Below are 25,209 nucleotides of genomic sequence, written 5' to 3'. Positions count from 1 at the left end.
ATTTTTTTATTCAAAATATATTAGATCTTAAAAAGCCAGCATCTAACTGTTTTGTTTGTTATTTTGCTAGTCATGGCCTTAGATTTTTCAAGCAACTTATGTTTTTTTGAGTGCGGGAGAAGTTGTTTTAATACTTTGAGGTCAGGAATTTCCTGTCCATTGTCTCTGCATTGTTGAACGAAATGATTTAGATTGATGGCGTAATAGGCAGGGTTGCTACTATGGTTTAAGGCTTCTCTTTCCATGTTTCGTGTTTCTGAATTCAAATATCTGAAAGTCTCCCAAAATTGTTCCACTAAAGGATGGTCTGCTAAAAGACGTTTCTCTCGCAGAATTGCTCTTTGTAGGATGTATAGTTTGAGGTTTTCAAGTTTTTCTGAACTGATGGCGGGGAAAATTGTTTGCAAAGCATATCCACAAGCCGCGACTTGTGCATGATTTTTAGCTATCCGTTCATTTTTTAATGATGCTGAAAAAGCGGTTTCTATTTTTTTAAAACTCTCAAAATACGTGTTTAGAATTTTTGCTTCATTTATAAGAGCTGTTTTCAGAAAACCGCTTACTTCCTCGCAGGAAATCTTTTCAAAATATCGCGCAAGTTCACGAGATCCGGAATCGTAATGCGTTTTGTCGGCATGGCAATGCACAATCCGCTGTAAAAGGGCTTCACTGCCGTCTACTTCAGCATTTTGAGAGATGATTAGGGTAGCCTGAAACAGGGACTCTTCCACGTCATTATTGCGTTTGGGAACACCTAGTGTGCCTGTTCCTCTACCGTTGTAGAAGGGCTTGCATTCGTCAAAGTTGAATTGTTTTTGTTTGCTGTCTTTACCGCCGTGTTTCACGGTCTGACTCAATGATGACAATAGGCATATTTGATACCTGATTAAATGCTCTGCGTCGGCCTGCTATTGTGGATTTCATCACGTCAAATCCTTCATAATCTTCTCGTCCTAACAGTTTCCAGCAAAATTCGAGCATGGTTGATTTGCCTGATCCCGGATCTCCTGTAAGCTCAAAAAAAGGAAAAGATTTTTGCTCTTTCCGTATTTGATGTGCGAAGAGTGATCCTATCCAGAAAGCAAGAAGAGCAAGGCCTTGCCAATGAAATGTTTTCAAAAATTTATCAAACCAGTCAGGGGTGAATTTCCCATCTGTTATTATTTTGATAGATTTCAGGCCGGGACGGACAAGATCTTTTCCCACTCTATAAAAACTATTTTCGTCTAGTTTAATTTCCTTACCTTTATAAAAAGCTGCTGCCGGATAAATGTAAGCTTGGGATTCATTGTCATACCCAATATAGGGGATAGATCGGACGGTAGGGAGTTCATTTTGAAGCCAATGCTTTGTAAGAATTCGCATGTCGGCAGGAGTTCCGCTGAAAGTCCCTCCAGCAGTTCTATTTAACAAGGCTTTGTGGAAGGCATCCGCTGTTGCGATATTCGAACCTTCAAGGCGTACAATTTCAGGTTTTTTGTTGGTGGATTGTATTTTGAAAACATACCATTGCTCACCGAGCAATTCATCCACTTCACGGTAAAGACATTGTGGATCTCGATTGCAGATTTCCATTACAGTACAGTTGCTGATAAAGACTGGAAAGCTATTTTTGTCCTCAAGCGGAGTGCCGGTTAAATCTTCAGTCAATTGTGCAATATCAATGCAGACGCTAAAAAGTCTGTTTTTGAAAGTAATGACAAAGCGTTTAGCCGAATTTTTACAATACTTATGGTAGGTATACTCTTCTACCGTTTTAGCCATGAGCAGCTTGCCACGGTGCTTGCAGTCCTCCATAAATTTTTTATTAATTTTGTTTGCTCTAAGCAAATCATCCCAATCCTGACCTTTGGGCAAGATATATATTTCGTGCTTTTCTCCAAGGTTGAGGAGCTTTTTAGCATGTTTTAAAGTATACTCAATCCCTGCCCTATCTCCATCTAAAGCAAGAATCCATGTGAGTTTTTTACTTCTTTGCTGCTGGATGAATGCTTCGGGAAAGTGATTACAGCTAAAAGCTGCGACCGCTTTATATTTGCGATGATACAATGCTATGGCATGAAAGATTCCTTCCACAATAAATATTTTATCACCCGTATTGATGGGCATATCTGGCGGTGACCAGACATCTCCTTTGTAAATAGAACCGTCAGCTTTTCGTTTTCCTCCAAAATTTGCTTTTTGTCCGTCTTTTGAAGTTTTATCTATGAGTCTTTCCCAATATCTGGTGCGGTTTTTATCCAGATAAAATCGCACAGTGCTACAAAATGTGTTTGTGTCAGGAAATAGGTATGCTTTCTGTTCATACCATCCTTTGATGATGGACAGATCAAAGCCTCGATCCTTAGTCAGGAAGGCGTCAGCGGTTCTGTTTGGATTTTGGTCTGTTGCAGGATATCTTTTTGAAAAACAGCTAAAAAGATCAGGATAAATGTTTTTGACACTTTCTTCGAATCCGCAATGGTTGAGCCTGTTGCATTTCAACTGCCACGGCTTTTCTTTGGAGATGAACAGCTCTCTTTTACCACATTGAGGACAAATTCCTTTAATCAAATTGGCTGCATTTTCTTGAAAGGCAAATTGCTCATCATTATACAGTCTATGGACTATTTCCGATGTGATCGCTTCTTTATTCATTTGAATCCCTTACCCCTGCAACCAGCTCTCTAACCATGTGATCAGATCTCCCCGAAGGTATGCGACTCTTCTTCCGCTTTTTATACTTTTCGGACCACGTCCTTGCGAATCCAGATTAGCAAGGTATCCGCTGGAAATAAGGCCGCCAAGATATAGCTGAACATCCTTGCGGGCAATGATAGGGGGAAGGGTTTGGTGCAGAATTTTGAGATCGGCACCGGAAGAGTCATTGGATTTTTTAGTTGGCATGCGTGTTAACCTCCGTACACGTGTTAGTATGTATGAAGCTTAGCACCGAGAGTGTAGCCGTGAGGAAAAGTGGGAAGTTTTTTTTACTTGTCACTCTTTTATAAATTAAAACAGTATCTTAATGCTCTTTGGGAGGGCTTTGGGAGTTTTTAATGCTGGAGATGTAATTTGTGAATGTTTTGTAAGTAATTCTTTTTGCATTCTTACTGGAGAAGTATTTGAGCCACTCTTTTTCTGTTAGAGCAACATCAGAATAATAAAGATTTTTTTCATGTATAACGGTCTGAAAAGTGCCAGCTTTTAAAGGCGTTTGGGGTGTGAAATTTGTTTTTAAGACGTTCCATATTTTACTCGCAGGCAAGTCGAAATCAATTTTATTTATGGAACACAGGAGCTTGAACCATTCAGGGACAAAGGGATTGAGCTTCGCAGGTAATTTGTTTTTATCCTCTGCGCTTATATGTATATGATCGGGAGTTATATTGAAATTAGCTATATCTGGAGTAGGTGCCTGCTTGGTTGTTTTAGGCTCAAGGGTGAAGTACTGAGGGATGCATTTGTTTATAATGTTAATTTGTTCAGCCATAAGGTTTAAAATTGATTCCGGTAAAAAATCGTATCTAGCATAAGCCCTTAAAGCTTCGTCCGCACTTGTCGCAATAGCGACAAGTGCTTTGAGCGGTTTGTAATGTGGTGAAAGGGTTATATCAAATGAAAAATTAATATGTGGAGAGTCTTTTTCGCGGAACTCCATAAAACGATAGAGAATAGGAAATTCTTCGACAATTGCAGCAATCTCTCTAGGGGAGAAAACGCACATTGCTCCCAATGCCCGGTCTTTTATTGCCCATACACTTTCTGCATTATGGAGTTCTAAGCAGGATGAACTGATCCGTTTAAGGTCATTCACCATATCTTCAATGTATTGAGGGGCTCTAGTATATCTTTTTTCGGGGTAGTAACCGTAAATCATCTTTTTGCTGGAGGTAGACATATATTCTCTCAGTATATTAGTTTTACTTGTGATGATAAGTGATCGTGAACATGGTTACCGAGAAAAGAGAATGAAGGCAATTTTATAAATTTGGTAAGAAAGTGGTAAGAACTAGCAAACCGCAAAAAAGAAAAAGGACTTAGATTTTCATCTAAGTCCTTGTTTTTCTTGTGGTGCGCCTGAGAGGATTCGAACCTCTGGCCTACGGATTCGTAGTCCGGCGCTCTATCCAGCTGAGCTACAGGCGCGCTTCGGAAGAAATTACTATGGAGAAAGTTCGTTTTCGTCAAGCATTATTTAAAATAAAGATGAACTTTTTTGATTTAAAATCGTCTCTTACTTTTGGTATAATATTTAACTATCTTAAATTGTTATCTAAAGTGTGTTTTTGTTATTTTGGAGAAAAATTAGGAATGGTAGAATTGTGAGAGCTATAAGAACTAAAACCCAGATTCTACCTTTGAAAATATTGTAATCCTCAAACAAGATAACCCATGAATTATTCATAATAAAATGTCCGAAAAGGAATTCAAAGGCTATTGTCAGTATCAGCCACATAAATCCTATCAGCAGCGCCTCTCCTGAAGAGTGTAATGGAAACTGTTTTTGGATAAAAAGAGTGTAAAAGGTAAAAAGGGCGATTGCCGTGACAGATGATAATTGATGAGATGCCAATTCTCCCAAATATTTAGCGTACAAAGTTTCTCTGATGATGCCGTTGGCTATGGCGATAAATATCATCGGAATCCATGCGGCAGCGTAGATGGCAATAGTTTGAGGATAAACGGTCATTTGTTTTTTCTTGGTCCCACCGTTTTTGCTGTAAGGGTAACTTGCGGAAAATTCTCTGTTTTATGAATGGATTTATCCGGCATTACCCACATGGCTGAACATTCGGGGTAAAAGCGCTTAATAAACCGGGTTCCGGCGATTGGGCCCATTATGAAAATGGTTGTGGCGAGAGCGTCAGCTGTTTCCGCGTTCGGCCCGATGGCTGTTGTCGCAATGCTTTCATGTGATGATCGCATCAGTGAAGGGTCTAAAATGTGATGCCTTCTGGATTCTCCGCGATTTGAATCAGTTGTGATGAACTGATAATAATCACCTGATCCGCAGACAGCTTTATTCTTAATGGATATATTCCCTAGCAGTCCCTCTTCACGAGGGTTTTTGATACCTATGGTCCATGTTCTGTTTCCGTAGCCGTAGAAGTCGCCTCCGGCTTCAACAAGGGCTGTTGTTATGCCTGCCTCTATGAGTTTTTTTGCCGCTGAATCTATGATCGTTCCTTTTGCTATTCCTCCGAGGTCTAGCGCCATGCCTTTGTGCGGGAGTTTTACTATGCCTTTATCAAGGTCTATTTCTACAAGTCTGTAATCAATCAGCGGTTTGCGTTTTTGTATGGTCTTTGGGGCCAGTGCATAATAAAATTGAGTGGTCGTAATAGCTCCGACGGTTATATCGAAGGTTCCGTTTGATTTTTCACTGAACTTCAAACCATGATCAATCAATTTAAGGGCTTCTTCTGAAATCGAAATTTCCTTAAGCCCCGCAGCTCTGTTAATCCTTCCGATGGAACCCCTTTTGTTACGGTGATCGAAATCCTTTTGAAGACTGCGCATTTTTGCAATTGCGTTGCGGGCAGCTTTTTCACCTTTTTTTGCTGATGGAGTTTCAAGGGTCAGGTTTACAATAGTTCCCATCGCAATATCGGTGTAGCGGAATAATGTTTGATCTGAGTTTTGTTTCGAAGGTTGTTTAAAGTCCTGTGTTAAGTTCGTCTGAATAATAAAGAGTATGAATATTAAGGCGATACTCGGGACTATGAGAACAGATTTGCGTTTAAACTTAACGCGCAGGGCCTGATTTAAAAGAGGTAAACAAAGGGCGGCTCCGGCAAGCGCAAGTAACTTAAATGAAATAGTAAGCTCACCTGAAAAATTAATAATTATTCCGGCAAGCAGAGGGCCGGCTATAAATCCTAAATTTGTGATCAGGTTTGCAATGCCTAATGTTTTACCCTGCTGAGGGCTTAGTTCAGAACATAGGGCCATGGAGCCGGGAATTGAAAGAGCAGAGCCTGTTCCTATAATGATACCAGCAAAAATAAATTCAGAGATGGCTGTGCAATCCGCTAGAAAATATAGTCCTGCCGCGCTGAGGAGCAGTCCTGAGCAAATAATAAATTCACGTTTGGTCTTAGAAAAGAAACGTCCTGCAAGCGGTAGTAAAAGTATGGTCGCGAGATTGGGAATAGAAAAAATTATCCCAGTTGTTACGGCAGGCAGTTGTAAGTTTGATTTTATTAGAATCGGGTAAAACGCAATCAAGCCTCCTATGCCGATTGTTCTTCCGAAGAGGGCAAGCAAAGTGGATCCGAATGTATATTTATTTTCAATCAGTTTGCGCTGAGGAGTTGTACGGGAAACGCAGCTTTGTGACGGCTCGCAAAGTGTGAAAAGTAAAAAGGAGGTCATCATACATAATGAGAGGGCCGTGAGGATCGGTATGAAATCTCGATCTATATATAAGAACCCTCCAATGAGAGGCCCGAGGAAGAAAGCTGTATTGATACCGGCCACAAGTGCTGAGAATCTTTTTGTAAGCTTGTTTCCGCTCGTTTGTGCTCCGACTGCCGCCATTCCGACTGTCTTGATAGCTCCGGCGCAGAGGCCCAGAGCGAACTGGATGGCGTAAAGGGATTCAATTGAGGGAGATATTAAATAAATGAGAGGTAGCAGGGCTGCAAGTCCTGCTGATATAAGCAGAATCTTTTTAGGTCCGTTACGGTCAGAGAGTATTCCTGAAAGAGGAGCAATGAGCAGTTTTGCAAGGAAGTATCCACTGAAAGCCGTCCCCAGCCACATTCCGCCTGCCATTTCATTAAGACTTAGCAGAGGGAGTGTGAATGTGAAAATCCCGATTCCGACTGACGCTATAAATGTAGCAGTAATCAGAAGTGGAATCTGGAATTGTTTTAGCTTTTGGCTACGCTTCGAATTATGAATAAGCATGATTCTTCAAACAGATCCGGAATTTGGTATGGTGCTAGAAATTCGGTGCGGATCGCTCCGACAATGTTACCATAAATAAGAAAGGATGTTTGCGGAAGAGGAAGTTGTTTTATGGAACCGTCTTCCATGCCTTTTTCCAGATAAGTTTCAATTTGATCAATAAGTCTTTGGAATTTTGCAGCGATTTCGTGTCTGTCCAGTTGCGGATTTTCGTCACTAAACGGTGAGCATCTGAGCAGAGCCGGAAAAGTCGTTCTATGTGCCATTGTAAAATCAAAATAGGATTCAACAAATATTCTTAAAGCATTTAAACCGTTTTCGGCCTTATCTGCTTTTTTGGTGAAAAGAGTCAGCATCTGGTCTATCAGTGCTTCTCCTGATTCAAGAAACAGATGATCTTTATTTCCGAAGTAGTGAGAGACCAGTCCTGAAGCTACACCTGCATGGTCAGCAATCATTTTGAGAGTGGTGCCTGTGAAGCCGTTAATTCCGAATTGTTCTTGTGCTGCGAGGAGGATCTTTTGTTTTTTGGTCATCTCTGCGAGGCTCCAAAGTTTTTAAAGCATGTTTGAAGTGAAGCTGAATTGCTGATACAGATATTTGTGAAAACTGTCCAAAAGGATTCAAGGTCAGTGGTTAAATGAATGTGTACTTAATGTGATTAATCCTCAAATTAAAATTTAACAAGGTTGTAAATTAGATAATTTGTGAAGTCATGAGAAAAAAAATAGAGGCTGACAATAATATTTTGATAGGTTATTGTGTCAATAAAAACGAATAAAGCTGTTTATTTTTAGCAGGATATCTCTCTAGTAACACTAATTACAAAAGTGTAACATGTCTGCGTTCGGCAAAAAACACGAGAGTTGTCAATATTTTTCTCAATATTGATTGACCAGCCAATTAAGGAATGATATTAGTCAAATCAGATGAAGGAAGCAAGCGACTTAAGTCGTTGCAGTTGACAAGCAGTGTTGAGAGTTTTGTGATTCTGGTCCTTTTTAAATTCTTTCCGGGAATCGTAGGAAATAGCTCCTGAGTGAGTTTACTTTTTTGAGACGATTTTTGGGAAGGCGGAGGATGTATGCCAGTTGGAAGTCAAAACATGATCAGCGCGTCCGGTCTAACCCGTTTTAGGCCGAAGCGACAAAATGAAATGCAGAATAGCTCAATGCTTAATTTTGCTTTCAGTGTCTTTTTTTTGTCTGCTTCTTTATCTTCTTCTATCATGCCTTTTTTCGCCTTTCTAAAAAATATATATAGACCTGTTTCGCTTCAAGCGTTTTTTCTTAAAAAGTCTTTCTTGCGCATCAAATCCATTTTTAATCACTTCTTTCGCATAAACTCATTCCGATTAATTCATTTACTTCACAGACATCTATTTTCAGATATTTTCCTGACATCAAATTATAAAGTATTTTCCTTTCGAGGGATTAGGTATTTTAAACCGGGCTGTTAGCTCGGTTTCTAGAGAGGTCTTGCCATCTCTTTAGAGTGTTTGAGTGCGGGACAAGGCTGTATGCAGACGAGTGGTCTGCGGCAGATTTGTACCACTGTAATCAGGCTGATGAGGTCATGTTGGTAGTCCATTAATGCGGGAGTAGTTCCGTCAAAGGAGGATGATTATGGCTTTAGATGTATCCCTGCACGGTGTGCGGCCGGGAAAACGAGATGCGGTTCTTGATTGGCTGCAAATGCTTACCGGTGTCGGATTGGTTGCCTTTATGTGGTGTCATATGTTGCTGGTTTCTTCGGTTGTAATATCACCGAAGGTTATGGATGCTATTGCCGGCTTCTTTGAATACACGTATATGGCTCAAGTTGGTGGCCCTTTGATTTTCTTGACTTTTCTGCTACATTTTGTGCTGGCAGCAAGAAAAATACCTTTCCGTTCCGACGGTCAGGCTGCCATTTGGCAGCATGCAAAAATGCTGAAACATCGTGACACATGGCTCTGGGTCGTTCAGGCCGTAACTGCCATGATCATTCTTGTCATGGGTGCTATCCATATGTGGGTGGTCCTGAATGATCTTCCAATCACCGCTGCAAAATCAGCAGCTCGTATGTCCGAGGGATGGTGGTTGTTATTTTATCTTATCCTTCTGCCTTGTGCCGAACTGCATGTCAGCATCGGTTTCTATCGCATCGGCGTTAAGTGGGGAGTTATCAAGACCGAGGGAAGAGCAAAAGCTAAGAGACTTGAGTTCCTTCTTTTTTCCATCTTCATGGTTATCGGCATTATCACTCTGATCAGGTTCGTAACTTTAAGTTAAACGGGGTTCATAAATGCAAACATATTACTCTGATCTCCTTGTCATCGGCGCCGGACTGGCGGGCGAGCGAGTGGCTGTTGAAGCCGCACAGGAAGGTTTTGACGTAATCTGCCTTTCCATTGTTCCTGCCCGCAGATCTCATTCTTCTGCGGCTCAGGGTGGAATGCAGGCCGCGCTCGGGAACTGTGTTAAAGGGGAAGGCGATAATGTCGACGTTCACTTTGCTGATACTGTCCGCGGTTCCGACTGGGGTTGTGACCAGGAAGTGGCAAGACTTTTTGCGGATGCCGCACCTATAGAAATGAGACGTCTGGCCCACTGGGGAGTGCCCTGGAACAGAGTTGTTCCCGGAAAGTCCTTCTACTTTAAGGGTGGAGAAAAATTTGACAAAGAAGAGAAAGAAGAGAAACGCGGCTTAATCACTGCACGTTCTTTCGGTGGAACCGCTAAATGGCGTACCTGCTATACTTCTGATGGAACCGGCCATGCTGTTATGTGTACTATGGATAACAGGTGTGCCCAGCTTGGAATTACTGTTCTTGACCGCAAAGAAGCAATCTCTTTGATTCATGACGGTGATACCTGTACCGGCGCAGTTGTCCGCTGTCTGCGTACCGGAGAACTGGAAGTTTACCTTTCCAAATCAACTGCAATTTGTACTGGCGGTTTCGGCCGTATCTATAAAGCTACTACCAACGCAGTAATCTGTGACGGTGGTGGACATATTATCGCTCACGATACAGGTGTTGTTCCTATCGGGAATCCTGAAGCTATTCAGTTTCATCCCACCGGAATTGTGCCTACCGACATTTTGGTAACGGAAGGTTGCCGTGGTGACGGTGGAACTCTGCTCGATGTTAATGAAGAAAGATTCATGAACATTTATGAGCCTGAGAAAGCTGAACTTGCTTCCCGTGATGTTGTTTCTCGCTGGATGACTCACCATATGCGTGAAGGTAAAGGCGTTAAATCTGCTTACGGTGAACATCTCTGGCTTGATATCCGCCATCTTGGCGACAAGCACATTTCTACCAAGCTTCGTGAAGTTGATGAAATCTGTAAAAACTTCCTTAATGTTGACCCCCGCACACAGCTTATTCCTGTCCGTCCTACTCAGCATTATACCATGGCCGGCGTTCGTACCAATAAAGACGGCGCAGTCTACGGTCTGAAAGGTCTGTTCTCAGCTGGTGAAGCCGCATGCTGGGATATGCATGGGTTTAACAGACTCGGCGGTAACTCACTTGCAGAAACCGTTGTAGCCGGTGGTATTATCGGGGTTAAGATTGTTGAATTCCTGAAAGGTTACGAAACTCAGTTTAAAACTGATGTTATTGCTGATGCTGTTCGTAAGCAGGAAGAAAGAATGCACAATCTTGCTCACAAAACCAACGGAACCGAGAATGTCTACAGAGTGCGTGAAGAGTTGCAGGAAGCTCTCATGCAGGGTTGCTTCGTATTCAGAAGTGATCCGGGTCTTAAGACTTGTATTGAAACTCTTAAAGGCACTCTTGAAAAAGCCCGCAAAGTCGGTCTTGTTTCAAATGGTGTCGGAGCCAACCACGAAATGGCTGCCGCCCTTAAGATTGTAGGGCAGGTCAAACTCGGACTCTGTATTGCGCAGGCTGCTCTGGTTCGTACTGAAAGCCGTGGATCTCACAATCGTGAAGACTTCACCGAGCGTAATGACCGCGACTGGCTTAAGAGAACTCTTGCATACTGGCCTGAAGGCAGTGATATGCCTGAACTTAAGTATGAAGAAGTCACTCCCGTATATGAAATTCCACCGGGAGATCGCGGTTACGGTGCCGGAAAGATAATCGAAGCTGACAAGGCTGAGATTGAAGCAAAAATGATCAAGAGATAAACTCCTGAAAGTAATCAAGGAACACAAAATGAGCAGAAAACTCGAATTCGATATATTCCGCTATAATCCGCAGGAGAAGAGTTCCGTTCCGCACATGCAGACTTTTGTTCTGGATGAGACTGAGAACATGACCCTCTTCATTGCACTTAATCGCTTGCGCGAGGAACAGGACCCCGGCCTGATCTTCGATTTCTGTTGCCGCGCAGGTATTTGCGGAGCATGTGCCATGGTTGTGAACGGCCGTCCCGGACTGGCCTGTCAGACAAAGACTATTGACCTTCCAACACGGATAACGTTGCTGCCTCTTCCGGTTTTTAAACTGATCGGTGACCTTTCAGTTGATACCGGAGTCTGGTTCAGAGATATGTATCAGACTACAGAGTCATGGGTTCATACTCATAAAGTATTTGAAGATAGTGCTATCGAAGAACGTATGGAAAATGACGTTGCCGAACAGATTTACGAACTCGAACGCTGTATTGAATGCGGTTGCTGTGTCTCCGCTTGTGGTACTGCCCGTTTGCGTGACGATTTCATCGGGGCCGCCGCTCTTAACCGTATTGCTCGATTCGTTGTTGATCCTCGGGACCAGCGTACCGATAGAGATTATTTTGAAATAATTGGAAATGATGAAGGAATCTTCGGTTGTATGGGCTTACTTGGTTGTGAAGATGTCTGTCCTAAGAATCTTCCTTTACAGAACCAGTTAGGCTTCCTGCGTCGCAAGATGGGTATTACCGCTATTAAGGAAATATTTAGGAAGTAGATGATGCGAACTATTAAAGCTGAAACTGTCATTGATGCTGTGGCGAAGATGTGTGTAAGCGCAAACCGCTACTTGCCGGAAGACGTGCGTAAACGTTTTGAAGAATGTGCTGCTGCGGAAGATTCCGCTGCTGCCAAAGAAGTCTTCAGGCAGATCAAAGAAAACTGGGAACTGGCCGAAAAATCAGGTCTTCCACTTTGTCAGGACACCGGACTCGCTGTTTACATCGTAGACGTAGGTGAAGATGTTCAAATTGAAGGAATGACCCTGCGTGAAGCCATCACGGAAGGAACCCGCAAGGGATATGAGGAAGGATACCTTAGAAAATCCTCCTGTGATCCTTTGACCCGTAAAAACACAGGCGATAATACTCCTGCGATTATTCATTTTGATATCGTCCCCGGTGACAGAATCAAAATTACCTTTATGGCGAAAGGCGGCGGTTCTGAAAATATGAGCCGTGTTACCATGCTTGCCCCTGCTCAGGGTTGGGAAGGTATCAAGAAATATGTCATCGAACGCGTTGCGGAAGCCGGTCCGAATCCCTGTCCTCCCACAATGGTAGGTATCGGTGTCGGCGGAACTTTTGAATACTCCGCACTTTTGGCTAAAAAGTCTCTCATGAGAAAAGTAGGTGAGCCGAGTCCTGATCCTGAGATCGCAAAACTCGAAGCTGAACTTATGGAAGATATTAATAAACTGGGCATCGGCCCCATGGGACTTGGTGGTAAAACCACTGTTTTCGATGTGAAAATCGAAATGCGTCCCTGTCATATTGCCAGCCTTCCGCTGGCTGTTAACATCCAGTGTCATTCGTCAAGGCATGAGGAGGTGGTCTTATAATGGCTGAATATTCACTCACCACCCCGCTTACCGATGAGGACATGGTGCAGCTTAAAGCCGGTGATGTCGTAAAACTGACCGGAACTATTTATACTGCGCGTGACTCCGCCCATAAGAAACTGGCTGATCTGCTTGATAAAGGAGAACCTCTTCCTTTCGACCTGAAAGGTTCAGTTGTTTATTATGTCGGACCAAGTCCGGCCCCTCCAGGCAGACCTATCGGCGCAGCAGGCCCAACTACCAGTTATCGCATGGATACTTATGCTCCCCGTCTGCACAGTCTTGGGCAGAAAGCCAGCATAGGAAAAGGAAAGAGAAGCGAAGAAGTTAAGCAGGCCCTTAAAGATAATAAGGCTGTTTATTTCGGAGCAACCGGCGGAGCCGGAGCTCTTCTGTCTATGTGCATCAAAGAAGCAAAGGTAATCGCTTTTGACGAGCTCGGCCCGGAAGCTATCCGTGAGTTGACCGTTGAAGATTTTCCTTTACTGGTCATCAACGATTGTCATGGCGGAGAACTTTACGCCGTTCCGAATCGTAAAGCCGCAGGTCTTTAAATAACTACTTATTGCTAAAATAGAGGTCGAATACAACGGTTAACTCAGGAGAAAGTTATGGCTCTTTTCACTAGACAGGAAGCGCTTGATTATCATTCCAAAGGCAGAAGAGGTAAAGTTGAAGTTGTTCCGGTTAAACCTTGTGCAACTCAGAAACACCTTTCCATGGCTTACAGTCCCGGCGTAGCCGAGGCTTGCATGGAAATCGCTGCAGATAAGGAAAAATCATATCTCTACACAGGTCGTGGAAATTTGGTAGGAGTTGTTTCAAACGGAACTGCCGTTCTTGGTCTTGGAAATATAGGGCCTGAAGCAGGTAAGCCTGTTATGGAAGGCAAAGGTGTTTTATTTAAAGTCTTTGCAGATGTCGATGTTTTCGATATTAACCTTAATGTAACTGATCCTGATGAACTTTGCGCTATCGTAAAAGCACTTGAGCCTACTTTCGGTGGTATCAACCTCGAAGACATTAAAGCTCCTGAGTGTTTCTACATTGAAGAAAAGCTCAAAAAAGAAATGAATATTCCGGTCTTTCACGATGACCAGCACGGAACCGCAATTATTTCAGGTGCCGGACTGATCAATGCCGCAGAAATTACCGGTAAGAAAATTGCTGATATGCGTCTTGTTGTTTCCGGTGCCGGCGCAGCTGCTATCGCTTGTACCAACTTCTATATGTCACTCGGAATTAAACGTGAAAACGTTGCGATGTTTGACTCAAGAGGACACATCAACAAAAGCCGTTCAGGATTGAATGCTCAAAAGCTGGAATATGCAACAGACAAAGAGTACAAGGACTTAGCTGATGCCATGAAGGGCGCAGATCTGTTCCTTGGTCTTTCCGCAAAGGGTATAGTCTCAAAAGATATGGTTAAATCCATGGCGGATTCACCTATCATCTTTGCCTGTGCTAATCCTGATCCTGAAATCAGTTATACTGACGCTAAAGAAGCAAGACCCGACGCTATTATGGGAACAGGTCGTTCTGACTATCCTAATCAGGTCAACAATGTTCTTGGCTTCCCCTTCATTTTCAGAGGTGCGCTTGATGTTCGTGCAACCACCATTAATGAAGAAATGAAAATTGCAGCTGCTAATGCTCTTGCTGCTCTGGCAAAAGAACCGACTCCTGATTATGTATGCAAAGCCTACGGGGTTGATAAGCTTGAGTTCGGTATTGATTATATTATTCCTAAACCTCTTGATCTGCGTTTGATCGAGTTTGAATCCGCCGCTGTTGCACAGGCTGCAATGGACACCGGAGTGGCTCAGATCACGATTGATATTGAAGAGTATAAGAAAGAATTGCGTGAACGTCTGGCTGCTTCCAGAACTCGCGTCAATGACTTTATTGAATCTTACGATTTGGGAATTTAATTTGAAAAATCCTTTCCGGCTTCAAATGAAGCCGGAAAGGTAAAATAGGTGATGAGGTCTTGTATATGAGTTATCAGCAGTCTGCATAAGGATTAGGTGGGGTGTGATTAAGGTGCGTTGACAATCTGTTTTTTTAAGCAGAGCACCAGATTGCATTTAATTTGTCCGCAGACTGCATAAGCGCAAAGTGAGGGACTATGGGCGCTCAAGAGGACAGTGGTAAAGGTAGAATAATTGGCTTCTTTTTAGGACCGATTGTGTTTTTGACAATGATATTGATGTCGGCTCCGGATGGCATGAATCCGTCTGCATGGAAAGTTGCAGCAGTGACAGCCTTGATGGCAATCTGGTGGATATCAGAAGCTATTCCAATTCCGGCTACGGCTTTGATGCCGATCGCATTGTTTCCGCTTTTAGGGGTTATGAAATCTAAAGCGGCATGTGCTCCGTATTCTAACCATTTAATCTATCTTTTCATGGGTGGCTTCTTTTTGGCTGTCACAATGGAAAGGTGGAATTTACATCGTCGAATTGCGATTCACACAATTAAAGCGGTTGGAACAAGTCCGGGTCGTATGATTCTCGGATTTATGATTGCTACCGGTTTTCTTTCAATGTGGGTGTCCAATACTGCTACTGCAATGATGATGGTTCCCATCGGTCTGGCTGTTATTCAGCAGGCAACAGGTTTTGATTCTCAGACTCTCAGAGCGTGCCCTTCTTCAGGCCCTGAATCAAACTTTGGTAAGTGTCTCATGCTCGGTATCGCCTATTCTGCCTCTATGGGTGGTGTCGGAACAATCATCGGTACTCCTCCGAATACAGTCATGGTCGGTATGGTCGACAAAATGTACGGCGTACAGATCGGTTTCGGCGAATGGATGCTTTATGGTGTTCCTCTTGCCGTGGTCATGATTGCTGTTTCATGGTGGATTCTCACGCAGATTTTGTTCCCGACCAAGGGAATGGAGCTTGCCGGTGGTGAAGCCATTATTGATCAGGAGCTTGAAAAGCTTGGACCAATGTCCAAGGAAGAAAAGTATATCGTTATTGTCGGTTGTTTTATCGCTGCTTTCTGGCTGTCTCGCGGTTTCCTGAAAAAAGCGGCATTCATGCAGGACCTCTGGCCTAACTTTGGTTTCGTACATGATGCTACAATCGGTATTCTCGGCTCACTTATCCTCTTTGCTATTCCTACTAATTTTAAAAAAGGCGAATTCCTTCTTGATTGGAAGACCGCTGTTAAAATTCCATGGGATGTAATTCTGCTCTTCGGTGGTGGTCTGGCAATTGCGAATGGTTTTGCTAAAACCGGACTTGCCTCTTTCATTGCATCCAGATTGACCATGCTTGAAGGTATGTCTCTGCTTGCATTTGTCGCTGTAGTTGTTGTTATCACCATCTTCCTGACAGAAATTACTTCCAACACTGCTACCGCAACATTGCTTGTGCCTATTATGGGTAGTGCCGCAATTGCTATGGGTGTTCATCCCTTCGCAACTATCGTCGGCGCTTGTGTGGCAGCATCCTTCGCATTCATGCTTCCCGTTGCAACACCGCCGAACGCGGTTATTTTCGGGAGTGGGTGTATTTCGATTAAACAGATGGCCGCGGCCGGCTTTTGGCTAAACATATTCGGAGCGTTCTTAATAACGTTCTCCGTAGTTTATGCCCTGCCGATCCTCTGGGGTATCGATTTGCATGTACTTCCCGCATGGGCTGTAATGCCTAATTAAGACTACTCTCTTGTTTCCGGGCGATAAGGTTTTATCGCCCGGAAACATTCTTGAAAGATATTTAACATTTACAGTATATTGTAGCTTTTAAACCTGTCGTAAAATTACGTCGGACTCGATTCGTACGTCCTGAAGATAAAAAAATTTCTGACCGAAGCCGGATTTAAAAAGCGAGAGAACAACTAAAAACGTCCCTTCTGCTTTCGCTTTTTTGACGGTGCTTCTTAATTTAAAAAATTAAGAATTATCGGTCGACAATGTATGACAACAGTTTGTTTATTCGTTCTGATTTACGCTACCCGCAAGGCGGAAAAATTACGGATAAAGTTTCGGGTTGTCATGGGAGACATCAAAATGCCTCGCAAGCATTTTCCCGGCAGTGGCGCTATAGTTTGCCTGCTCATCGCAACATCGAGTTGTAGCGCTTACGACTTGGCAGTAAGGCGGACCTCATCAGCACCTCCTGCGTCCGCTGCCGGGATGTCTCCTACAAATAGAAATAGAAGAGTGAAATAAAAAATAACTTCTGCTAGAGTGAGTTTTTATTTCAGTTCATTAATCCGGAGATGATATGTCGAATTGTTTATATATAGCGGCGACAGAAGCTCGTAGCGGTAAGTCCGCCATAGTGCTCGGAGTAATGCAGCTGTTGCTGACTCATGTACGTAAGGTTGCGATTTTCCGGCCTATTATTCATGACGATTTTGGCGGAGGGCGGGATCATGATATCGATTTAATTTTGCGCCATTTTAAACTTCCTCAAGAATATAAGACAACTTACGCCTACACCCAGAGTCAGGCGACTCGTATGCTTAATGATGGCAAGCATTCTTTATTAATGGAAAATATTCTTGGAAAGTTCAGAGATCTCCAGCAGGAATATGATTTTGTACTTTGCGAAGGTTCTGATTATCTGGGTGGAGAAGCCGCTGTTGAATTTGAGATAAATATGGACGTTGTGAGCAATCTCGGTTGTCCGGTGCTGGCAGTGCTTAACGGCATGAATAGTGAGGAAGATGAAATCTGTGATCTGTCTCAGCGGACATTTGAATTGTTTAAAGAAAAGGGTTTGGACGTCATCGCAGTTATGATCAACAGGGCGGAGAAGAAGTTTTCCAGTGATTTGGTTGATAGGATTAAATCTGGTTTTAGTAGTGATAATAAACCTCTTGTCTATATAATTCCCGACGACAAACGACTTGGTAATCCAACTGTAAAAGATGTTTTGACGTGGCTTGATTGCAAGGTTTTGTACGGTGCAGACAGACTTGAAACACCCGTAAATGATTACGTTGTTGCTGCGATGCAGATTGAGAATTTTTTGAAGTATGTGAGCGAAGGAAGCCTTATTATTACCCCTGGAGACCGCTCGGATATAATCCTTGCAAGTCTGGCTTCGCGGCTTTCTGATGTTTACCCCAAGATTGCCGGTATTCTGTTGACAGGTGGTATACAGCCGGCAACAACCGTGCATCATTTGATAGAAGGCTGGAAAGGCGTGCCTATACCTATTCTTCTTGTTCCGGATCATACTTATAGAACCGCGCAAATCCTGCAAGGTCTACACGGAACCATTGATCCTGAAAATAAAGTTAAGGTTTTGTCTGCACTGGGACTTTTTGAAACATGTGTAGATTCACATGAATTGCAACATAAACTGGTTTCAACAACATCTTCAAGAATTACTCCATTCATGTTTGAGCATACGTTGCTTCATAAAGCCCGTGAGAAAAAACAGCATATTGTTTTACCGGAAGGAACAAGTGAAAGAATTTTAAGAGCTGCGGATATTTTGAAACGCAGAGATGTTGTGGATATTACGCTGCTCGGCAACGAAGATGAAGTGCGGCAGATTGCGTCCAACCTTGATATCAGTCTTAAGGGTATAAATGTTGTTGATCCTGTAAAATCAGTGCATTTTGAGAAGTTTGTTGATGATTACTACGAGCTTCGCAAGCACAAGTGTATCATGAAAGAGGATGCTCGTGATCGCATGAGCGATCCGACATATTTCGGAACAATGATGGTCTGGAAAGGCATAGCAGGCGGTATGGTTTCAGGGTCGGTTACTACAACAGCGCAAACGATTAAACCCGCGTTTGAATTTGTTAAAACAAAGCCCGGCGTATCAATTGTTTCAAGCGTTTTCCTCATGTGTCAGAATGATCAGGTTATGGTTTATGGAGATTGCGCTGTAAATCCGAATCCCAATGCTCAGGAGCTGGCTGAAATTGCGATCAGCTCGGCTGAGACTGCAAAAATTTTCGGTGTTGAACCGAGAGTGGCAATGCTTTCGTATTCAACAGGTGTTTCAGGCAAAGGCAAAGATGTAGACAAGGTAATGGAAGCTACTGAAATTGTTCGTGCAAAAGCACCCTGGTTGGCCGTGGAAGGGCCTCTCCAGTATGATGCGGCAATCGATCCCGATGTTGCAGCAGAACTTATGCCGAACAGCGCGGTTGCGGGAAAGGCTACTGTATTAATTTTCCCTGATCTCAATACAGGTAACAATACTTATAAGGCTGTTCAAAGATCGGTACCCGATTCAGTTGCTATAGGCCCGATACTGCAGGGGCTTAAAAAGCCTGTTAATGATTTAAGCAGAGGGTGTCAGGTTCGCGATATTGTAAATACTGTAGCGATTACGGCTATTCAAGCTCAAGCTGAGGAGGAGGCTGGCCAGAGTGTGAAAGTATCAGTTTAGTGTTTCAACGAGCTTTGTAAGTTAAATTTAATTCGGTTGCGTCAGTTCGGAATTGTGGTATGTTGATAATAATCGGTTGTGCCCTTATTTTACGGGTAGGCAAGCGGTATACACATATGCTACTATGCGTCCCTGCACTCCTTCCCAACCAAAAGACACGGAGAAAGTATAATGGCTAAAAAAATGAAAACTATGGATGGCAACCAAGCCGCTTCATACGTAGCGTATGCTATGTGCGAAACCGCAGCTATCTATCCGATAACTCCCTCCTCACCTATGGCCGAATTCGCTGACGAATGGGCTCTTAAGGGAGTAGAAAATATTTTCGGAACCACGATGGAAGTTCGCGAACTGCAGTCAGAAGGCGGAGCCTCCGGAGCTCTTCACGGTGCTCTCGCAGCTGGTAACCTTTCCTGTACGTTCACAGCTTCTCAGGGTCTTCTTCTGATGATTCCTAACATGTATAAGATTGCCGGTGAGCTTCTCCCCACAGTCTTTCATGTTTCAGCTCGCGCTTTGGCGGGCCACGCTCTTTCCATTTTCGGTGACCATCAGGACGTAATGGCCTGTCGTCAGACCGGATTTGCAATGCTGGCTTCCAACTCTGTTCAGGAAAGTCTCGACCTTGCGCTTGTATCACATCTTGCAACTGTCGAATCAGATATTCCTTTTATGCATTTCTTTGATGGTTTCAGAACTTCTCATGAAATCCAGAAAATTGAACTTATCGATTATGAAGATATGGCAAAAGCCCTTAACTGGGAAAAAGTCAGAGATTTCCGTGATCGCGCTTTGAATCCTGAACATCCTCACACCAGAGGAACTGCTCAGAATCCGGATATTTACTTCCAGGCTCTTGAATCAATCAATCCTTATAGAGATGCAGTTCCTGGTCACGTTGAAGATGCAATGAAAAAAGTGGCGGATATCACTGGTCGCGAATACAAATTATTCGACTATGTTGGTGATCCTGAAGCTGAAGATGTTATCATCGCTATGGGTTCCGGTTGTGAAGCCATTGAAGAAACCATCACAAGGCTGAATGCACAGGGTGAAAGACTTGGACTTGTAAAAGTCAGACTTTTCCGTCCGTTCTCAATGGAACATCTGGGACGCGCACTACCTGCAACTACTCAGCAGATTACTGTTCTCGACCGCACTAAAGAAGGCGGCGCAATCGGTGATCCTCTGTATCTTGATGTTTGTACTGCTCTCAGAGAAATGAATATTGATCTTCCTGTTCACGCTGGTCGTTACGGCCTCGGTTCTAAGGAATTCACTCCTTCCATGGTCAAGGCTATCTACGACAACATGAAAGCTCTTGTTCCAAGACATCATTTCACTGTCGGTATCACTGATGATGTTTCCCGTCTTTCTCTTGAAGTCGGCCCGAATCTGGACGTTACTCCTGAAGGCACTGTTCAGTGTAAGTTCTGGGGTCTCGGTTCCGATGGAACTGTCGGTGCAAATAAACAGGCAATTAAAATTATCGGTGATAAAACCGATATGTTTGCTCAGGGTTATTTTGCTTATGATTCCAAGAAATCAGGTGGTATCACTGTATCGCATCTGCGCTTTGGTGATAATCCTATTAAATCAACATATCTTGTTGAAATATCAGATTTCATAGCTTGTCATAATCCAAGTTACGTAAAACTTTACGATCTGCTTGACGGAATTCGTGCCGACGGAACATTCCTGCTGAATACCAGCATGGGACTTGAAGAGCTGGAAGCAGAATTGCCTGCAAAGCTTCGCCGCAAAATTGCTGAGAACAATCTTAAGTTCTACACAATTGATGCAGTTAAGATTGCAGGTGCAGTCGGTCTTGGCGGCCGCATCAACATGATCATGCAGACAGCATTCTTTAAATTAGCAAAAGTTATTCCTTTCGCGGACGCAGTTGCTTACCTTAAAGAATCAATTAAAGCAGCATACGGCAAAAAGGGCGATAAAATCGTCAATATGAATAATTCCGCTGTTGATGAAGCTGAAGCTAACATCAACGAAATAAAATACCCTGAATCATGGGCAACTGCTGTAGATGCGCAGGACGAAGAAGTTTTCGAGCCTGAATTCATCACAAATGTTGTTAACCCTATCCTTGCTCAGAAAGGTGACGAATTACCTGTCAGCGCATTTTCACCAGACGGACGTTTCCCAATGGGAACCAGCCGTTTTGAAAAACGCGGTGTAGCAATTATGGTTCCTGAATGGAACAAAGAAAACTGTATTCAGTGTAACCAGTGTTCATTCGTCTGTCCGCACAGTGCTCTGCGCGCCGTGCTTGTCAACGAAGAAGAAAAATCAATTGCTCCTGATAGTTTTGAAACTGTTGAAGCTAAGGGTAAAGGATTTGATGGTCTGCAGTATCGTATGCAGGTCAACTCTCTTGATTGCCAGGGTTGCGGAAACTGCGCGGATATTTGTCCTGCGAAAGAAAAAGCTCTGGTTATGAAACCTATCGCTTCTCAGACAGAGGTTCAGGTTCCTAACTATGACTTCTCTGAGATTGTCTCCTTTAAGGATGACATTCTGCCTCGCACAACTGTTAAGGGCAGCCAGTTCCAGCAGTCTTTGATGGAATTCTCCGGTGCCTGCGCAGGTTGTGGTGAAACTCCATATGCAAAAGTTCTGACCCAGCTCTTCGGTGAGCGCATGATTATCGCCAACGCAACAGGTTGCTCTTCTATCTGGGCAGCATCGGCTCCTTCCACTGCATATTGCGAGAATATGGAAGGACACGGACCAGCATGGGGTAACTCTTTATTTGAAGATGCCGCTGAATATGGTTTCGGTATGGAAATGGCTGTTTCCAATCGTCGTAACCGTCTGGTCGTGCTCATGAAGCAGGCTATGGAAGGCGATATCAGTTCAGACTTGCGCGAAGCCATGACAGGCTGGATTGAAAATAAAGATGATGCTCAGAAATCACTTGAATACGGTGATAAACTTCGTGACTATCTTGCAGTTGAAGCTGATTGCAGTGATTTGCTTTGCGAAATTGAAGAGCAGGAAGATATCTTCACCAAGAAGTCAGTATGGTGCTTCGGTGGTGACGGATGGGCATATGACATCGGCTTCGGCGGTCTTGACCACGTTCTTGCTTCCGGCAAGGATATCAACGTACTGGTAATGGATACCGAAGTGTATTCCAACACTGGTGGTCAGGCTTCTAAAGCGACTCCACTCGGGTCTATCGCTAAGTTTGCAGCCGGTGGTAAGCTGACTGCCAAGAAAGATCTTGGACGTATGATGATGACTTACGGTTACGTCTACGTAGCATCCGTATCCATGGGTGCTAACAAGAATCAGGTAATGAAAGCATTCCTTGAAGCGGAATCCTACCCCGGACCATCCCTTGTTATCGCATACGCACCTTGTATTAATCAGGGAATCAAGAAGGGTATGGGTAAAACTCAATACGAAGGTAAACTCGCTGTTGATTCCGGTTATTGGCCTCTTTATAGGTTTGACCCACGCCGCGCTGAAAATGGTGAGAATCCTCTTATTCTTGAATACAAGAACCCAGATGGAACTCTTCAGGAATTCTTGTCCGGCGAAAATCGCTACGCAATGCTCGAGCGCATGATGCCCGAGACTTCCAAGACATTGCGTTCTGGAATTGAAAAGGATTGTTTGCAGAGATATAAACTTCTCAAGCAGCTTTCCGAACTGGATTATTCCTTTGATGAGCCAGTTGAAACTCCAACTGAGTAGTCTCTGTACATTATGAATTAAAAAGCCCCCGGATTCGTTAAGTCGAATTCGGGGGTTTTCTAATGGTAAAGAAGTCACGTTTTAAGGCTTGTTTATGCTGAATTCTTCTTAAGCATAGTAAGTTCGGATTGAAGTAGGGCTAATTCGGATTGTTTCATTTTTAAAGATTCAGCAGCTTTTTCATCAGTGGAAGATTTTGCTCTGAGTTCTTGAATTTCAGCTTCTTTTTCTTCAATTTCTTTTTCTTTGTCGCTTATTTTATCAGAGCTTGCAGTTGAACCTTGGGCTGCTTCGCCTCCTTTCGCCTTACCTGCACCTTTAGCTCCTTCTGGAGGTGGACCTTCTCCTTTGCCTTCTGGCGGCCCTTCACCGTTTCCTCCGGGTGAAGGAGGCATGCCCTCAACCTTGGATGGATCAAGTCCGTGATCTTTAGCAAATTCATCCATGGTTCCTTTCAAATCTTCTTTCTGCTTGTCAGAAAGCTCAGAAGGATCGTCTGCTCCGTATTCATCAAGTTTTGATTTGAATAAAGTCATCGCTTCTGCTGAAATGGTAACCGTGTCTCCGGATTTCATTTTAGTTTGAATTAATTCTTCATCCTCAACCTGTTTTTGCTTAACAACTTGACCAGTGTCTAAAACACCATTGGCCATGCTGCCATCCAGTGATGAAATTCCAACCATGAAAACCTCCTTTTTTGGAATATAAAAAGTTGCAGATGATGTCTTTAAGCAAGTTTATGACCAAGTTGTGTTAAGAATTATAAAGTTGAATAAAGTTAAAAAGATAAGCTTAAGCAGTCTTTGCTTTTCTATATGATTTCAGTGAGAAGTAGTGTGGAATGCTTTTTGTCGATGTGTGGAATGCTTTTTGTCGATGTGTGGAATTATGTTTTACAACGATATCTTTTCCGGCAGTTTTTTCTATATATTATAGTCCGGGGGAGGAACTTACTTCCATAACCACCGAGCTGTTTTTTGAACGCAGTATATATTCTCTGTGTTTCGACCTTTCTTGATAAAAAAATCATTTCAGGCAACAACATGCATATGCACATTAAAGGAGAGAACGTTTGATATGATTACAGCAAATTCCCCGCTGGATGAGAAAGTAGCAGATACTGCCGCTCAAATGAAAACTGTTTTGCGTGAATATGAGCCGTCAAAAATTGCGGTTGCATGGACTGGCGGAAAAGATTCCACAGTAGTTCTTGCCATATGGCGCGAAGTTCTTAAGGCTGAAGGGCTGTTTAATCCTTTATCTTTTTCTATTGATACAGGTGTTAAGTTCCCTGAGGTGATGGCATTCAGAGACAGCTTGGCACAAGAGTGGGACATTGATTTAAAAGTTCTTCGTCCTGAATTGGATATAAAAACATACCCTGTAGCAAAAGATACAGTTTCCTGCTGCCGCGATTTAAAAATAAAGCCGCTTCAAAAGGCGTTGGCAGAATATGACATTCAGGTTTTAATCACCGGAATCCGGCGTGATGAGCATCCGAGCAGAGCCGCTAGAGAATCACTTGAAAAGCGGGAAAATCCAGATCATATTTTACTTAATCCTATCCTTGAGTGGACAGAGATGGATATCTGGTCATTTATTACTATGCACGCTCTTCCGCATTGTGAACTTTACGATCAAGGATATAGGTCGCTTGGATGCCAGCCCTGCACAGTATTGGGAGATGGCGGGAGCGAACGGCAGGGCCGAAGCGAAGATAAAGAAAAAAATCTGGAATTACTAACATCACTGGGATATTTCTAATGAAAATAAATTTTTGTGACGCAACATATGAAGTTGATAGCTCGTGGGATTCTTTTTTTACTACCGAAAAGCTTATTTTGCTTAAATATATCGAGTTTGCGGTCGGGACTAATTTTACCCCTCCGGCTGATAGGGTTTTGCGTTTTACGCAAGTTAATCTTGATAAGGTTCGGGTCGTTATTATCGGACAAGACCCATACCCACAGCGCGGAGTCGCAACTGGGCGTTCGTTTGAAGTCGGGAATATTGATCGTTGGGCTGACCTTAAACGAAATGCGTCATTAATGAACATGCTTAAGCTGTTTCATAAAAATTATACCGGAGCATCTGAAATCGCTGCTATCAGTAAGGTCCGCGAAGATATTGATGCCGGACTTTTCCCCATCCTTCCGCCGACTGAATTATTCACTCATTTTGAGGAGCAGGGCGTATTAATGCTCAATGCCGCTTTTACCTGTGAAATTGATAATTCAGGTAGTCATACTGAGAAGTGGCAACATTTTTCAACAGAGTTACTGACTTTTATAAGTAATAAAAAGCCGCAAGCAAAATGGTTTCTCTGGGGAAAAGATGCTCAAGAATTTTGTTCGTTTGTACCGGATGCTCAAAAACTTACGAGCTATCATCCCCGCCTATTCGACCAAAAAGAAGGTTCATTCCTAAAGGAAAATCATTTCGCAAAATGTTCTGAAATAAATTGGATCAAATGAT

At 43.2% G+C, this 25,209-nt stretch carries 20 protein-coding genes and 1 tRNA gene; 12 read left to right on the top strand and 9 right to left on the bottom strand.

Annotated elements, in window-relative coordinates; all coding sequences use genetic code 11:
* Positions 1 to 20: 20 nt before the first annotated feature.
* The 8 genes from BLT41_RS17655 to BLT41_RS09130 form a co-directional block, all read right to left on the bottom strand.
* Complete coding sequence (locus BLT41_RS17655; protein ID WP_092162961.1) at positions 21 to 845, bottom strand: hypothetical protein; 825 nt, start codon at positions 843 to 845, stop codon at positions 21 to 23.
* On the bottom strand, positions 829 to 2,637 hold the full coding sequence (locus BLT41_RS09160) for a toprim domain-containing protein (RefSeq protein ID WP_244512235.1): 1,809 nt from the start codon (positions 2,635 to 2,637) through the stop codon (positions 829 to 831). Before BLT41_RS09160 ends, BLT41_RS17655 begins: the two co-directional genes overlap by 17 nt.
* A 9-nt stretch (positions 2,638 to 2,646) precedes the next feature.
* Positions 2,647 to 2,886 (bottom strand): helix-turn-helix transcriptional regulator, encoded by a 240-nt coding sequence (locus BLT41_RS09155; RefSeq protein WP_092160325.1) that lies wholly within the window; start codon positions 2,884 to 2,886, stop codon positions 2,647 to 2,649.
* Positions 2,887 to 3,004: 118 nt separating this feature from the next.
* Positions 3,005 to 3,880, bottom strand: coding sequence for a hypothetical protein (locus BLT41_RS09150; protein ID WP_092160323.1), 876 nt, complete (start codon positions 3,878 to 3,880; stop codon positions 3,005 to 3,007).
* 171 nt (positions 3,881 to 4,051) lie between these two features.
* A tRNA-Arg gene (locus BLT41_RS09145) sits at positions 4,052 to 4,128 on the bottom strand.
* 127 nt (positions 4,129 to 4,255) lie between these two features.
* Positions 4,256 to 4,672 (bottom strand): hypothetical protein, encoded by a 417-nt coding sequence (locus BLT41_RS09140; protein ID WP_092160321.1) that lies wholly within the window; start codon positions 4,670 to 4,672, stop codon positions 4,256 to 4,258.
* Entirely contained in the window at positions 4,669 to 6,894 is a 2,226-nt protein-coding gene (locus BLT41_RS09135; RefSeq protein ID WP_092160320.1) for an MFS transporter, read from the bottom strand. Before BLT41_RS09135 ends, BLT41_RS09140 begins: the two co-directional genes overlap by 4 nt.
* Positions 6,858 to 7,430 carry a TetR/AcrR family transcriptional regulator gene (locus BLT41_RS09130; protein WP_092160318.1) on the bottom strand — a complete coding sequence of 191 codons (573 nt, stop codon included), beginning with the start codon at positions 7,428 to 7,430 and terminating at the stop codon, positions 6,858 to 6,860. The genes BLT41_RS09135 and BLT41_RS09130 overlap by 37 nt, the downstream gene beginning before the upstream one ends.
* A 1,089-nt stretch (positions 7,431 to 8,519) precedes the next feature.
* Here BLT41_RS09130 and BLT41_RS09125 point away from each other — a divergent pair.
* The 10 genes from BLT41_RS09125 (at position 8,520) to nifJ (ending at position 22,734) form a co-directional block, all read left to right on the top strand.
* Positions 8,520 to 9,167 (top strand): succinate dehydrogenase/fumarate reductase transmembrane subunit, encoded by a 648-nt coding sequence (locus tag BLT41_RS09125; RefSeq protein WP_092160316.1) that lies wholly within the window; start codon positions 8,520 to 8,522, stop codon positions 9,165 to 9,167.
* Between the two features lie 13 nt (positions 9,168 to 9,180).
* Positions 9,181 to 11,034, top strand: a complete 1,854-nt coding sequence (locus tag BLT41_RS09120; protein ID WP_092160314.1) for a fumarate reductase flavoprotein subunit — start codon at positions 9,181 to 9,183, stop codon at positions 11,032 to 11,034.
* Positions 11,035 to 11,062: 28 nt separating this feature from the next.
* Positions 11,063 to 11,800 (top strand): fumarate reductase iron-sulfur subunit, encoded by a 738-nt coding sequence (locus BLT41_RS09115; RefSeq protein WP_092160312.1) that lies wholly within the window; start codon positions 11,063 to 11,065, stop codon positions 11,798 to 11,800.
* Positions 11,801 to 11,803: 3 nt separating this feature from the next.
* Positions 11,804 to 12,643: a fumarate hydratase gene (locus BLT41_RS09110; protein ID WP_092160414.1), complete on the top strand. Its 840-nt coding sequence runs from the start codon at positions 11,804 to 11,806 to the stop codon at positions 12,641 to 12,643.
* The gene (locus BLT41_RS09105) at positions 12,643 to 13,197 is read left to right on the top strand and encodes a Fe-S-containing hydro-lyase (RefSeq protein ID WP_092160310.1); all 555 of its coding nucleotides are present in this window, start codon (positions 12,643 to 12,645) and stop codon (positions 13,195 to 13,197) included. The genes BLT41_RS09110 and BLT41_RS09105 overlap by 1 nt, the downstream gene beginning before the upstream one ends.
* Before the next feature lie 57 nt (positions 13,198 to 13,254).
* The gene (locus BLT41_RS09100; protein ID WP_092160308.1) at positions 13,255 to 14,574 is read left to right on the top strand and encodes a malic enzyme-like NAD(P)-binding protein; all 1,320 of its coding nucleotides are present in this window, start codon (positions 13,255 to 13,257) and stop codon (positions 14,572 to 14,574) included.
* Between the two features lie 197 nt (positions 14,575 to 14,771).
* Positions 14,772 to 16,310, top strand: coding sequence for an SLC13 family permease (locus tag BLT41_RS09095; RefSeq protein ID WP_092160306.1), 1,539 nt, complete (start codon positions 14,772 to 14,774; stop codon positions 16,308 to 16,310).
* Between the two features lie 261 nt (positions 16,311 to 16,571).
* Positions 16,572 to 16,826 (top strand): hypothetical protein, encoded by a 255-nt coding sequence (locus BLT41_RS17315; RefSeq protein ID WP_139167345.1) that lies wholly within the window; start codon positions 16,572 to 16,574, stop codon positions 16,824 to 16,826.
* Between the two features lie 55 nt (positions 16,827 to 16,881).
* Entirely contained in the window at positions 16,882 to 19,014 is a 2,133-nt protein-coding gene (gene pta, locus BLT41_RS09090; protein WP_092160304.1) for a phosphate acetyltransferase, read from the top strand.
* 171 nt (positions 19,015 to 19,185) lie between these two features.
* The gene (gene nifJ / locus BLT41_RS09085) at positions 19,186 to 22,734 is read left to right on the top strand and encodes a pyruvate:ferredoxin (flavodoxin) oxidoreductase (RefSeq protein ID WP_092160302.1); all 3,549 of its coding nucleotides are present in this window, start codon (positions 19,186 to 19,188) and stop codon (positions 22,732 to 22,734) included.
* A 92-nt stretch (positions 22,735 to 22,826) separates the two neighbouring features.
* Here nifJ and BLT41_RS09080 read toward each other — a convergent pair whose 3' ends face one another.
* Positions 22,827 to 23,417, bottom strand: coding sequence for a hypothetical protein (locus BLT41_RS09080; RefSeq protein WP_092160300.1), 591 nt, complete (start codon positions 23,415 to 23,417; stop codon positions 22,827 to 22,829).
* A gap of 394 nt (positions 23,418 to 23,811) precedes the next feature.
* Between BLT41_RS09080 and BLT41_RS09075 the strand changes: the two genes are divergently transcribed.
* Entirely contained in the window at positions 23,812 to 24,498 is a 687-nt protein-coding gene (locus BLT41_RS09075; RefSeq protein WP_092160298.1) for a phosphoadenosine phosphosulfate reductase family protein, read from the top strand.
* Complete coding sequence (locus tag BLT41_RS09070; RefSeq protein ID WP_092160296.1) at positions 24,498 to 25,208, top strand: uracil-DNA glycosylase; 711 nt, start codon at positions 24,498 to 24,500, stop codon at positions 25,206 to 25,208. The genes BLT41_RS09075 and BLT41_RS09070 overlap by 1 nt, the downstream gene beginning before the upstream one ends.
* Position 25,209: the final 1 nt, after the last annotated feature.

Origin of the sequence: Maridesulfovibrio ferrireducens (assembly GCF_900101105.1) — a bacterium.
Lineage (GTDB): Bacteria > Desulfobacterota > Desulfovibrionia > Desulfovibrionales > Desulfovibrionaceae > Maridesulfovibrio > Maridesulfovibrio ferrireducens.
The sequence above is the reverse complement of the archived record's forward strand: the minus strand, read 5'-3'. Positions and strand labels throughout refer to the sequence as shown.

Bases quoted from the DNA above. Each gene is read 5' to 3' on its own strand.
- BLT41_RS09160 (WP_244512235.1), bottom strand. From the start codon at position 2,637: ATGAATAAAGAAGCGATCACATCGGAAATAGTCCATAGACTGTATAAT.
- BLT41_RS09155 (WP_092160325.1), bottom strand. From the start codon at position 2,886: ATGCCAACTAAAAAATCCAATGACTCTTCCGGTGCCGATCTCAAAATT.
- BLT41_RS09150 (WP_092160323.1), bottom strand. From the start codon at position 3,880: ATGTCTACCTCCAGCAAAAAGATGATTTACGGTTACTACCCCGAAAAA.
- BLT41_RS09140 (WP_092160321.1), bottom strand. From the start codon at position 4,672: ATGACCGTTTATCCTCAAACTATTGCCATCTACGCTGCCGCATGGATT.
- BLT41_RS09135 (WP_092160320.1), bottom strand. From the start codon at position 6,894: ATGCTTATTCATAATTCGAAGCGTAGCCAAAAGCTAAAACAATTCCAG.
- BLT41_RS09130 (WP_092160318.1), bottom strand. From the start codon at position 7,430: ATGACCAAAAAACAAAAGATCCTCCTCGCAGCACAAGAACAATTCGGA.
- BLT41_RS09125 (WP_092160316.1), top strand. From the start codon at position 8,520: ATGGCTTTAGATGTATCCCTGCACGGTGTGCGGCCGGGAAAACGAGAT.
- BLT41_RS09120 (WP_092160314.1), top strand. From the start codon at position 9,181: ATGCAAACATATTACTCTGATCTCCTTGTCATCGGCGCCGGACTGGCG.
- BLT41_RS09115 (WP_092160312.1), top strand. From the start codon at position 11,063: ATGAGCAGAAAACTCGAATTCGATATATTCCGCTATAATCCGCAGGAG.
- BLT41_RS09110 (WP_092160414.1), top strand. From the start codon at position 11,804: ATGCGAACTATTAAAGCTGAAACTGTCATTGATGCTGTGGCGAAGATG.
- BLT41_RS09105 (WP_092160310.1), top strand. From the start codon at position 12,643: ATGGCTGAATATTCACTCACCACCCCGCTTACCGATGAGGACATGGTG.
- BLT41_RS09100 (WP_092160308.1), top strand. From the start codon at position 13,255: ATGGCTCTTTTCACTAGACAGGAAGCGCTTGATTATCATTCCAAAGGC.
- BLT41_RS09095 (WP_092160306.1), top strand. From the start codon at position 14,772: ATGGGCGCTCAAGAGGACAGTGGTAAAGGTAGAATAATTGGCTTCTTT.
- BLT41_RS17315 (WP_139167345.1), top strand. From the start codon at position 16,572: ATGACAACAGTTTGTTTATTCGTTCTGATTTACGCTACCCGCAAGGCG.
- pta (WP_092160304.1), top strand. From the start codon at position 16,882: ATGTCGAATTGTTTATATATAGCGGCGACAGAAGCTCGTAGCGGTAAG.
- nifJ (WP_092160302.1), top strand. From the start codon at position 19,186: ATGGCTAAAAAAATGAAAACTATGGATGGCAACCAAGCCGCTTCATAC.
- BLT41_RS09080 (WP_092160300.1), bottom strand. From the start codon at position 23,417: ATGGTTGGAATTTCATCACTGGATGGCAGCATGGCCAATGGTGTTTTA.
- BLT41_RS09075 (WP_092160298.1), top strand. From the start codon at position 23,812: ATGATTACAGCAAATTCCCCGCTGGATGAGAAAGTAGCAGATACTGCC.
- BLT41_RS09070 (WP_092160296.1), top strand. From the start codon at position 24,498: ATGAAAATAAATTTTTGTGACGCAACATATGAAGTTGATAGCTCGTGG.